The organism is Clostridium ragsdalei P11 (assembly GCF_001675165.1).
In the GTDB taxonomy this organism is placed as follows: Bacteria; Bacillota; Clostridia; order Clostridiales; family Clostridiaceae; genus Clostridium_B; species Clostridium_B ragsdalei.
This window is the reverse complement of record NZ_LROS01000018.1, coordinates 34654-46985: the sequence shown is the minus strand read 5'-3', so window position 1 is coordinate 46985 and position 12332 is coordinate 34654. Positions and strand designations below refer to the sequence as shown.

General features: G+C 30.0%; 8 protein-coding genes. 4 read left to right on the top strand and 4 right to left on the bottom strand.

Annotated elements, in window-relative coordinates; genetic code table 11:
• The first annotated feature begins 65 nt into the window (after positions 1-65).
• Positions 66-1202: an acyltransferase gene (locus tag CLRAG_RS09235; protein ID WP_065078176.1), complete on the top strand. Its 1137-nt coding sequence runs from the start codon at positions 66-68 to the stop codon at positions 1200-1202.
• Positions 1203-1380: 178 nt separating this feature from the next.
• Here the strand turns inward: CLRAG_RS09235 and CLRAG_RS09230 are convergent, their stop codons facing one another.
• Positions 1381-1623 (bottom strand): hypothetical protein, encoded by a 243-nt coding sequence (locus tag CLRAG_RS09230; protein WP_065078175.1) that lies wholly within the window; start codon positions 1621-1623, stop codon positions 1381-1383.
• A gap of 460 nt (positions 1624-2083) precedes the next feature.
• On the opposite strand from CLRAG_RS09230, the gene CLRAG_RS09225 reads away from it, so the two are divergent.
• Positions 2084-2956 (top strand): CvfB family protein, encoded by an 873-nt coding sequence (locus CLRAG_RS09225; RefSeq protein WP_065078174.1) that lies wholly within the window; start codon positions 2084-2086, stop codon positions 2954-2956.
• A 501-nt stretch (positions 2957-3457) separates the two neighbouring features.
• Here the strand turns inward: CLRAG_RS09225 and CLRAG_RS09220 are convergent.
• Complete coding sequence (locus CLRAG_RS09220; protein ID WP_065078173.1) at positions 3458-6082, bottom strand: calcium-translocating P-type ATPase, PMCA-type; 2625 nt, start codon at positions 6080-6082, stop codon at positions 3458-3460.
• A 485-nt stretch (positions 6083-6567) separates the two neighbouring features.
• On the opposite strand from CLRAG_RS09220, the gene CLRAG_RS09215 reads away from it, so the two are divergent.
• A complete protein-coding gene (locus CLRAG_RS09215) occupies positions 6568-6990 on the top strand; it encodes a YaaR family protein (protein ID WP_065078172.1) in 423 nt (140 codons plus the stop codon).
• Between the two features lie 8 nt (positions 6991-6998).
• Here the strand turns inward: CLRAG_RS09215 and CLRAG_RS09210 are convergent, their stop codons facing one another.
• Both CLRAG_RS09210 and CLRAG_RS09205 read right to left on the bottom strand, forming a co-directional pair.
• Positions 6999-8270: a M14 family metallopeptidase gene (locus CLRAG_RS09210; protein ID WP_065078171.1), complete on the bottom strand. Its 1272-nt coding sequence runs from the start codon at positions 8268-8270 to the stop codon at positions 6999-7001.
• Positions 8271-8344: 74 nt separating this feature from the next.
• Positions 8345-8851, bottom strand: a complete 507-nt coding sequence (locus tag CLRAG_RS09205) for a gamma carbonic anhydrase family protein (protein WP_065078170.1) — start codon at positions 8849-8851, stop codon at positions 8345-8347.
• Between the two features lie 311 nt (positions 8852-9162).
• Between CLRAG_RS09205 and CLRAG_RS09200 the strand changes: the two genes are divergently transcribed.
• Positions 9163-12204, top strand: coding sequence for a vitamin B12-dependent ribonucleotide reductase (locus CLRAG_RS09200; RefSeq protein ID WP_065078169.1), 3042 nt, complete (start codon positions 9163-9165; stop codon positions 12202-12204).
• Positions 12205-12332 lie beyond the last annotated feature (128 nt).

The window sequence follows — 12332 nt, the reverse complement described above, 5'->3', positions numbered from 1 at the left end:
ATTGCCTTTTCATTTAGATAAGTGTAAACTGTACAAGGATATTTTTTACTTAGGAGGAGGAAAATATGACTAAAGATAGATTAGCAGAATTAGACATAATGAGAGGAATCGCCTTTATTTTAGTAGTAATACAACACACTTTTGGCGGTTATTCTTTTATAAAAGATATTTCTCTAGAAAATAGACTTATTTCAAAGCTTATTTATTCAATAGGTAAAACTGCTGTACCTATGTTTGTAGCATTAACTGCCATATGCCTCATTTATGTATATTATGATCGTATGGATGTATTAAATTTCTATATCAAAAAATTAAAATTTTTAATTTTACCTTATATTTTTTGTTCCCTTATAAATGATTTAATTTTAAATCACAGCACTTATGGTTTTACCAACTTTATAGGACAAATAGTTACTGGTAATTCTGCCTACCATTTATGGTATATGGGCATGATAATCAGATTATATCTATATATACCCTTAATCTTTCTATTTATAAAGAAATTAAATAGTACAAGCACTTTCATAAAAAAATCGTTTTTTATATTTTCTTTTGTACTATACTACTTAATACTGAAAAACAACAATTATGTTACTTCTACAATTGGAAAATTATTATTTGGAACCCCATCTAAATTGCAGCAAAGTTTTATAAATATAACACCTCTACTATGGATTTTTTATTTTGTAGTTGGAGCATATATGATTTTTAATTATACAAATTTAAAAGTTATGATAAAAAAATACAAATATGCACTTATTGGTGGATACACTATACTTTTATCATATTTTTATTATGATGATATAAAAGATTTTATAGGTAATCCACTGCCATTTATAAAATTTGACCATGCTTTATATATAGTATATGTAACTACAGCAATAATTTTCTTCTATATGCTGTCTCTATACATAGATACTGTCAGCAAAAAAATTAGTATTTTACTATCATTTGTAGGAAAATATTCTTTTCCAGCATATATGCTCCATATTATTGTTATTCAAAAATGGTCAGAAAAGATACCTTCAACTCACTATCTATATAGTCCATTAATAAAACTTTTAGTAACTATAATAATAACTCCTATTATTTGTTGTGCAATAAGTTACATTCCTGGTAGCAAGTACCTGATAGGTATTAGATCAAAATTTAAAATCAAATCTACAGTAGTACAGAAGTTAAAAATAAATGTTAACAGGTAGATTATTTTTGTTTAATATGAATTTATTTATTCTTTTTGTGTACTAACATTAAAACAAGTGAAAAATAGGGCATTGTACTTAAAATTAGTTATAAAATTAAGTTACAATACCCTATTTTTATATTAAATTTTGCTTCAAAGTTGCATAGAAATTTTATCAAAAGCAAGTTACACAAATACTAATTATGTAAACATTTAAACAAATCATAGTGTACAGAAGCATCATTTCTACATTCATCAATAAAGATGCGATATAATATTCTGTCATTAATCAGAGTTTGTACAAATACACCATTTGAATAAATTGCATACTGCTCGTCTTCAAATTCAAATATGTCCTTATTAGTTTTAATAGTTTCAATCATAACTTTGTCAAACGTCTTAATTTTTTGAAAAAAACTTTTCTCAGAATTAATTATCATAATGCACTCCCCTTTATATTAAACTTAGATTAATAAACAATTAGCATGTTCCTTTTTAATATTTAATTAATTTACAGAATTACCTAACTTAGATTTAAATCCATTTTCGACCTAATATTCTTTATTAATTATAGTATATTTTTAAATCTTATTGTCGAAAGTTTACATTTCTTAAATATATTTAACGTAGAATTAACATAACACTAACAAGTAATTATTATGTATTATTCAAATTCAATAATATTAATAAAAAAGAAGATTTTGAGAGAAAATATTCTAGAGAAAATCCAATACTCCATTTCAAAAAAGCCAACTACAGTTGGATGTAAATATATTTTGGTAAAGTTCTTCTTATAAATCCTACTTTAAATACTAACTTAACTGGCAGTAACTATGATATTATTATATAATATGTTTGAAGTAGAAGTATTTTAAACATTACAGAGGAGTGAACATATAGTTGATACTAATAGGGAAATTTAACAAACTAAGAATAACCAGGGAAGCAAATTTCGGATACTACTTAGATGCAGGAACAGGTAGAACTAAAGATGATATACTTCTTCCTAAAAGCGATATTACTGAGGATACCCTTTCCATTGGCGATGAAGTCAATGCATTCATATATAAGGATTCAAAAGACAGAATAATATCCACTTTAAAAAAACCTAAGGCAGAAATAGGTGAACTTGCCTATTTAAAAGTTGTAGCTAATACTAGTTTCGGGAGTTTCGTAGATATAGGCTTGGAAAGAGATGTACTTGTACCTTTAGCAGAACAAAAATATAAGCTGACTCCAGAAAAATACTATTTATTTTATCTATATGTAGATAAAACCAATAGAATTGCAGCTACTACAGACATAGACAAATATCTGCTTACCTTAGATCTTGAGAACAATGAAAAAGATGAAAAGTACACACTTGGCAGTGAAGTAAAAGGGACTATTTATGGATTTCAAACCAATAACAGTGCTATGGTTGCCGTAGACAATCTTTACCGAGGGGTTATATTGAATAATGAATATTTTACGGATATTTATCCCGGGGATGAACTTAAGTTAAGAATAAAAAAAATATACGAAGATGGCAAACTAGGACTCACTCCTAGAAGCGTACCTAAAAATGAAAGATTATCCTTAGAAGAGTGTATATTAGATTATTTGGAAAATCATAATGGTTTCATGCCATATAATGATAAAAGCTCTCCAGAAGATATAAGAAATACCTTTCATGAAAGTAAAAATTATTTTAAAAATGCTTTAGGTGGACTCATGAAAAGACACCTTATCCTACAAGACGAAAACGGAACAAAGCTTAAAAACAACAAATAATATGGAACTTCTAAATAGAAAGTTAACTTATACCAACCATATACTAACAAATTCCATCACACTAAAAACTTTTTATAAGTCTAAAGCTCGGTATTTTGAAAATCTAAAGAAGCTTATATAAACTCGTACCTCAGACATATATAAGCTTCTAAGATTTTCTAAAATACCTCACCAAGACTTATAAAAAAAGTTTTTAAGTGTGATTTCCATTTTGTTAGTATATTTTATGTATAAGTCAAAATTTCAATTAGAATCACTATATACAAGGTTTATAAACGAAAAATCAACTTATACGCAAGCATATTTTTACAATAATGAAACTCTTTTAAATATTTTGTATATAAATCTTAGTAAAAAATTCGTAAAAACTTAGAACTTTTGAATTGTTTGAGGTACGAGTTTTCAAAAGTTATTAGCTTTTTTAGAATTTTTTACTTAGACTTATCAAAATATTTAATGAGCTGAAGGTTGTAAGAAATATCCAGAGTATAAGTTGATTTTTTACTTAGAAACTTTACATTTTCTATAAACAAGCTTTATAATTTCATTCACTAAAAGAGGTACCAAAGAAAGTGCTAATACAAATATCCAATCATTTATTGTAAGTTTAAACACTTTAAATACTGAAGATAAGAATGGCACTGTAATAACTATACTTTGCATTATTATACCGACAACTATTGCACCTATTAAATACTTATTACTGAAAATTCCAACCTCAAACATAGATTTTTCATGATGTCTAATACTTAAAGTATAAAATAGCTGTGATACACTTAACACTACAAAAGCCATAGTCTGCGCGTGTATAAGTGAATTAGTATACAGCTTAGTTCCTATATAAAAAGCAGCTAAAGTAAGTACTCCTATCAGAACACCATTCACTCCCAAAAATATCCCACTCTTGCCTGAAAATAATCCTTTACGTGGATCTCTAGGTTTTTCTTTCATTATATCAGGATCATCAGGATCTACTCCAAGAGCCAACGCTGGAAGACTATCCGTTATAAGATTTACCCAAAGTAGATGAATTGGTCTTAAAATTGTAGGCCACCCCAAAACTATTGCCATAAACAATGCTATTATTTCTCCTATATTACATGCAAGAAGAAATACTATAGATTTTCTTATATTATTATATATATTTCTTCCTTGTTTTACAGCTTCCACTATAGTTGAAAAGTTATCATCTGTAAGCACCATATCTGCAGCACCTTTTGCCACATCTGTTCCCGTAATTCCCATAGCTACACCTATATCTGCAGTTTTTAATGAAGGTGCATCATTTACACCATCTCCTGTCATAGATACTATATTCCCTTTTTTCTTCAATGCCTTTACTATATTTACTTTATGTTCTGGAGACACCCTTGCAAAAACTTTTAAATTATCGATTCTATCATGTATATCTTTTTCTGATAATTTATCAAATTCAGCTCCTAATATAGCCTGAGATTCATGATCTGCTATACCAAGTTCTTTTGCTATAGCAAAAGCCGTATTTTTATGGTCTCCGGTTATCATAACTACCCCTATACCAGATTTTTTACACTCATCTATAGATTTTTTTACATTTTCTCTAGGAGAGTCTATCATTCCCACAAGACCCACAAAGGTCAATTCACTTTCCATTGAATCAATTTGAATTTTAGGTGAATTTATAACTTTAAAAGCAACTGACAAAACCCTAAGTGCTTCATTTGACATAGAATTTGCAGCATTAATTACATTTGACTTTAATTCTTCTGTAAAAGGGGCAACCTCTCCCTTTAAATATATATGTTCACAAATTTTAATTAAGTTATCTACTGCACCTTTCGTAATTATACGATACTCATTCCCATATTTATTTAAAGTAGTCATAAGCTTTCTATCTGAATCAAACGGTATTTCATTTACCCTACTGTGTTCCTTGCTTTCATTAGATTTAAATATATTGAATTTAACCCCCATTTCTAAAAGTGCAATTTCAGTAGGATCTCCAGTCTTAGAACTTTCCGAATAGGTAGCATCATTACAAAGTACCATGTTTTCTACAAGTTCTTTATGTATATTATTTTTTAAATCAACAGCCGAAATGTTATTTAAAATATTGTCTGCATAAAACTTTGTAACAGTCATCTTATTCTGAGTCAAAGTCCCTGTCTTATCTGAACATATTATATTTACAGAACCGAGTGTTTCTATAGCTGGAAGTTTCCTAATTATTGCATTTTTACCTATCATCCTCTGTACTCCTACTGCAAGCACTATAGTAACCATAGCTGGCAGACCTTCCGGAATAGCAGCCACAGCTAAACTTATAGACGTTAAAAACATCTCAAATAAATCTCTCTTTTGAATCAATGATGTTATAAACATAAGTACGCATATAATAATAACTACAAAGCCAAGCATTTTGCCAAGCTGGCTTAATTTTCTCTGCAGTGGAGTTAAATTTTTTTCATCATTATCTAACATTTTGGCTATTTTACCTATTTCAGTATTCATGCCAGTTGCCACAGCCACACCTACACCTCTTCCATAAGTGGCTAGGGTGGACATAAATGCCATATTTTTTTGATCTCCAAGAGCTATATCCTGATCTTCTAAAATATCTTCTACATACTTATCAGAAGGCACAGATTCTCCTGTTAATGCAGATTCCTCTATTTTCAAATTTCCGGTTTCAACCAGTCTTAAATCACAAGGAACGTACTTACCCGCATCTAATATGATTATATCTCCTACTACTATATTTTCAGAAGAAATCTCTATAACTTCTCCATTTCTTTTAACCAATGCTTTAGGTACTGAAAGTTTTTTTAGAGAATCCAATGCTTTTTCAGCTTTTGATTCTTGAATTAAGCCTATTACTGCATTTAATACAACTACAACCATTATTATGATTGCATCACTTATTTCACCAAGTGCCGCTGAAACCACTGCCGCTGCAACCAATATATATATAAGTACATCATTTACTTGTTCAAGTAAAAGCTTTAAAATTGATTTCTTCTTTTTTTCAATTAACTTATTTTCTCCATATTTTTTTATTCTAATTGAAGCTTCCTCAGATGTTAATCCATTTATTACATCTGTACCCAATTCTTTTGTTATTTCTTCAATACTTTTTTTGTACCACATAAAATCCCCTGCCTTTCATTCTATTTTTTGAATTCACCGCAATCTTATACACATTAAATAATTATTGTTGTTACAAAATAATACTCTACAGGATAATATATGTTGATATATTTTTAAAATCAAAAAATATGTATTTTAATTTAATTTTCAATACAATTAACTATATTTTTCACAAAATATTATATATAATAAATATATAACTCGACTTTCACAAGTTAAGAATTAATAATGAAAAATTAATAGTGAAGGATGATTTTTAGCTGTCGCAAAAAATCTTTAAATTTATATAAATCAGCAATGTTTCGCTTTAGCGAAACGAGTGGTGAAAAGCTTAATCAAAGATTTTTTGTAGTGTAACGGAAAAAAATCCACATTAACTATTAATTCTTCATTCTTAACTATTAATTAAAAAAATTTTATATGTGCGGAAATTGAGTATTTAATAGTATCACTATCTCAGATAAATAAAAATGTGGAGGATTATTATGGAAATTTCTAGAATTGGAGTAACTTCTAAACCTTCTTCAAGCAATAAAAATATATCTGTTAAAAAAGACTTTTCCCAGAGTTTTAATTCCCAAATGGAGAAAAAGTCAGAGCAAGAACTTAAAAATATGTTTGATAGTATAAAAAAGAAAGGAAACAGGCTTGCCATAACAAAATGCTATTCAGATGTAAGATCTTATAAAAAAATGATAAAAGAATACCTTGAATCCGTCTTAAGTTACATGTATAGCATAAAAAAAGATATAAGCTTCTGGCAAACTCAATATTTCATAACTGTAGATACTATAGATAGTAAATTAGAGGATCTAACTAATATGCTCATGAGTGAACAAAAAGATAACTTAAACGTAGCAGCTACTATAGACGATATAAGCGGTCTTTTAGTAGATATATATAAATAAGCACTTATTTATATAACTGAGGCTAGCAAAAGAATTTCTTCATTATCATTATATATTTTGGAAAATTGGGTTATTGGAAGTGGATTAGTACCTTTTCCAACTTCTATAGTAAATCCAGGTCTGCCATGGCTTTTTATGAACCAATCCTTATATCCTGAATAAGATGTTATTCCTGAAGTCTGTTCTAATCTATATCCACTTACCCTGGCAAACAATTCTCCTATCCTCCTTGATTCTGGAGGTGTAAGTGCATTGTACTGCCAGTAAATAACCTCACCCTGACTGTGATATGCCAAAACTAGTCTAAAATTATGACTATTTGTAAATGCTACCATAGACCTAGTTTCAGGTTCTGATTCAGGATAAGACCCTGAATACCTGGTAGGCCCTGGACCATATACACCATAACTAGGCTCTGCAGCTTTTGAAAGCTCCCACCCTGCATTATAGTTATGATTAATATCTACTCCTCTATTGTTAGCTTGCCAATCCTTAGAAAAATCAGTTTTTCCTTTATTCCACCTTATAAGTTCATTATAAAATGGATTACTTCTCTGTAATCCATTTAAAACTAAATCTACACCATCTGGATTTACCATTGGAACTATATATATACTACTTCTCCTCCATATATCAGCTGGATTATAACCTCTTATATTCCTGCCCTCTGCATAAGCTTTTGCAAAATTTTCTATAAACTTCATTAAAAGTGGGGTAGTAATCCATTCCAAACTATGATGAGATCCATTATAAGATACCTCATTAGGACCCACTCCAAGTCTCACATAGTAAATCTTCCTTCCAAGCACACTTTGTCCTGCATTTCCTATAATTATAAAAGGATATCTAGCTTCTAGCCCAACTAAGTCTTGTTCCAATATATCATAAGTGTAATTTATATTTGTATCAACTACGTCTATATTATAAGGTACCTTAAGCATTGTTCGCGGAATCAACCCCAATGCCTGTACTTGTGGATTAGCTACTGTTATTTTGTAAACTTGAGTTCTATATTTTTGGGCTATATTATACAATGTATCCCCAGGCTTTACGATATACGTATCATAACCAAGTATAAAATTTCGTAAAGCCCTATACGTATTAGGACCTATTATGCCATCAGGAACTAATCCATTATTTTTTTCAAAATTTTTAACTGCTTCCTCTGTTTCTCTGCCATATATCCCATCTATGGTATTTAAATTGTATCCTATTTTCCTCAGCACAGCTTGTATTTTCATAACCTGAGTGCCTCTGGAATTCAGTTTAAATATTGGCATATGAATTCCCCTAAATATTATTACTATATTATTTTTATGCAAACTTTATAAATATGTGATTAATATATTGTTTTCTAATATTCACTATAATTTTTAGCCCTTTCAATGTAGTCTTCTGCTGACCGTCTAAGAGACTTCTTTTCTTCCAAAGTAAGTCTCCTAATTACCTTTGCAGGTGAACCCATGCATAACACCCCTGAAGGTATTTTTTTATTTTTAGTTACCAAACTTCCTGCTCCTATGATGCTCTCAGAGCCAATTTCCGCATTATCTAAAATTATAGAACCCATACCAATTAAAGAATTATCTCCAATTTTAGCTCCATGTATCACTGCATTATGACCAACAGTAACATATTCTCCTATCTCTGCTGGGCTTTTTTCACCAGTATGAACAGTGCAGTTATCCTGTATGTTACTTCCTTTTCCTACATATATATTACTTACATCACCTCTGAGCACAGCCCCAAACCATATGTTTACATCTTCACAAAGTTTAACTTTCCCTATAACTTCTGCATTATCTACTACAAAACAGCTTTTATCTATATCTGGTATGTAATGTTCAAATTTTCTTATCATATAATTTACTCTCCTTAAGGATTTAATATTTTGAAAATCTATATTTAAATTATAAATCATTATAATTGCAAAATAAAAACATATGAAGAAAAAAAACTATATTATTTTAAAAATATGCTAAAATATAATACATATCATGAATTGAGTTTTTGTAAAATATATCATATAATATAAATACACTATATATGGTATTTATGCAATCTTATTTACACTATATATGGTATTTTTTATTTAAGCAGCTATACATAATAAATAATTTTTCTATTATTAGCTTAAATAAAATTCTTAAATATTTTTAGGAGGTAGATCAATTGGACTGTGTAAAAGACTTGTTTAAAAGATACTTTACAAAATCTCTTAAACAAAACAATAATAAAACAGTATATGATTTATTTAAATGGAAAAAAGTTGACGTGTTCTTAAAAGATCATAAAACAGGAAAAGTATTAGTTGATATGAAGAATCTAGAATTCCCTGAAAATTATTCTCAAAATGCTTGCGATATAATAGCTTCTAAATACTTTAGAAAAGCTGGAGTTCCTGGAGACAATGGTTATGAAAATAGTATGAAATCTGTAACTCACAGGATGGTAAATTTCTGGTGTGAATCACTAAAAGATGAAGGACTTATAAAAACAGAAGAGGAGTCTTCTATTTTTTATGATGAATGTGCATATGCTCTTTTAAATCAGATGTGTGCTCCTAATTCTCCTCAATGGTTTAATACAGGTCTTAAACTATCTTATGATATATGTGGTGCTAAACAGGGAAATTACTACTTCGATGAAAACCTCAATAAAGTAGTAGAATCTAAAGATAATTATACAAGAACCCAGGCTTCTGCTTGCTTTATACTTTCTATTGAAGATAAACTTTTAGGATCACATTCCATATCAAATCAATTTGTCACAGAGACAAAATTATTTAAAGGAGGTTCTGGAACTGGCACTAATTTTTCTACTATAAGAGCAAAAGGTGAAAAATTATCTGGTGGAGGTTCTTCTTCCGGACTTATGAGTTTTTTAAAAGCATTGGATAAAAATGCAGGAGCTATTAAATCTGGTGGTACTACAAGAAGAGCTGCAAAAATGGTATGCCTTGATGTAGACCATCCCGAAATAATGGACTTTATAAACTGGAAATCCAAAGAAGAAGATAAAGTAAGAGCTCTTGGTAAAATGGGATATGATACAGATATCGATGGTGAAGCTTACGAAACTGTATCTGGCCAAAACAGTAATAATTCAGTAAGATTCTCCGATGAATTTATGAACAAAGTAAATAAATTAAGGGAAAACCCGGATGATACTATTGAACTTATTGGTAGGGTTGACTCAAAACTTAATAAGGTAGAAAAAGTAAAAAACATATGGGATGCCTTTAACAATTCTGCCTGGAAATGTGCTGATCCTGCACCTCAATTCAGCACTACATTTAACGCCTGGCATACCTGTCCTGCAGGTGAAGATGGAAAACTAAATGCTCCTTATAACAGGATAAATTCTACAAACCCCTGCGGAGAATATGCTTTTTTGGATGATACTTCCTGTAACCTTGCTTCTATAAATATATACAAGTTCTACAATATAACCAATAATACTTTTGACATAGAAGGATATTTGCACATAATAGATCTTGTTCAGCTTATTCTTGAATCTTCAATACACTGGGGACAATTTCCTACAGAAGATATAGCTAGAAAAACTTACCTTTTTAGAACTACAGGACTTGGTATATCAAATATAGCTTCGTTATTTATGGTTATGGGTTATCCTTACAATTCAGATGAAGCTAGAACTTTAGCTGCATCACTTGTTGGAATACTTACAGGTGAGTCTTATTACGTATCTTCTCTTATGGCAAAAGAAATAGGTGCCTTTAAAAAGTTTGAAATAAATAAGCCCTATATGATGAAAGTTTTAAGAAATCATGCCAGAGCAGCCTCTGTAGATATAGAGTCTCTCCAAGCAATTCTAGGGAATAACTTTTCAAATGAATTTGAAGATCTAAATTATGTTCCGTTAAAAGTAAAACACAGCGTTCTAAAAAAGGAAGGACTTTCTTACATAGGAAAGACTTTAAAAGATTGCTGGATAAATGCACTTAAAAGTGGTATCAAATTTGGATACAGAAATGCCCAAGTTTCAGTTATAGCACCTACAGGAACCATATCCTTCGCCATGGACTGTGGAGCTACTTCAATAGAACCATTTTTCAGTCACATTGTTTATAAGAAGTTATCCGGAGGAGGATTTATGACTATTATAAATCCCGTAATAACCATTGCTCTTAAAAACCTAGGCTATACCCCTGAACAAATAGAAGACATACTATCTTATGTACTTGAAAAGGAAAATGTATCTGAAAATGACTATACTTATGAAAAAATACTGGATGGCAAAATAGAAGGTGCACCTCATTTAAAAGATGAACACCTAAGTATATTTGATACTTCAAATAAATGCGGCAGCGGTGAAAGATATATTGATCCTATGGGACATGTAAAGATGGTAGCTTCTTTGACCCCTCTTATATCAGGTTCTGTATCTAAAACTGTAAATTTACCTAAAACTGCTTCAGTACAAGATTTTAAAGATGTAGTTCTGACTTCCTGGAAATTAGGTGTTAAAGGTATCACCCTTTATAGGGATTCTTCTAAAGCCGCTCAGCCTTTAAATACCACTTTATCAGATTCCAATGATATAAAGATAGAAGATTTTACATATAACCAACTTTTATCAAAAGTGAAGGAATTACAAAAAGGAATAAAATATTCAAAGCGAGATAAAATCATTGGAATTCGCACAGGAACTACCCATCCTGCTCAAATAGATGACGTTAAAATATACACTACAGTAAACAGAAATTCTAATGGAGAAATATCTGAAATATATATAACTACAGATAGAGAGGGTACCATAATAATGGGACTTTTAAATTCCCTGTCTAAAGCAATATCCGTTATGCTGCAATACCATGTTCCGCCTCAGGATATATCACGAATGCTCAGGGGACAAAAGTATGAGCCTTATGGATTTGTTCAGAAGCATCCTTATATAAAATATGTATCCTCAATTTCAGACCTTATAAGCAAGGTAATTGATATAGAATTGGGGGATTATTCAAGATGTCAAGTTAAACCTGAAAACTACGATAAAGACAGCTTAGTTTTAGGCAACTCTTCACCTGAATTAAACACCATAAAAACTAATGTAAATGAAACAAAAATAAAAAAAATAGATGGTGAAAAAGTTTATGGTGCAGTATGTCCTACTTGTTCAAGCACTCGAATGGTAAGGAACGGCACCTGCATGGTATGTCTTGACTGCGGTTCCACTACAGGATGCAGTTAATTTGGTAAAGTAGTTGGTTCAAGGTTTAAAAAAATTGCGAAGCAATTTTTTTAAAGAACAAAGTGCAAAGTGCAAATATCAAATAAGGATAATTTTCTTCCTAATGTCAGAAAATATTAAAATTATAG

What these genes read in the sequence shown, in the direction of transcription:
- CLRAG_RS09235 (WP_065078176.1), top strand. Translation starts at nt 66, where the DNA reads ATGACTAAAGATAGATTAGCAGAATTAGACATAATGAGAGGAATCGCC.
- CLRAG_RS09230 (WP_065078175.1), bottom strand. Translation starts at nt 1,623, where the DNA reads ATGATAATTAATTCTGAGAAAAGTTTTTTTCAAAAAATTAAGACGTTT.
- CLRAG_RS09220 (WP_065078173.1), bottom strand. Translation starts at nt 6,082, where the DNA reads ATGTGGTACAAAAAAAGTATTGAAGAAATAACAAAAGAATTGGGTACA.
- CLRAG_RS09215 (WP_065078172.1), top strand. Translation starts at nt 6,568, where the DNA reads ATGGAAATTTCTAGAATTGGAGTAACTTCTAAACCTTCTTCAAGCAAT.
- CLRAG_RS09210 (WP_065078171.1), bottom strand. Translation starts at nt 8,270, where the DNA reads ATGCCAATATTTAAACTGAATTCCAGAGGCACTCAGGTTATGAAAATA.
- CLRAG_RS09205 (WP_065078170.1), bottom strand. Translation starts at nt 8,851, where the DNA reads ATGATAAGAAAATTTGAACATTACATACCAGATATAGATAAAAGCTGT.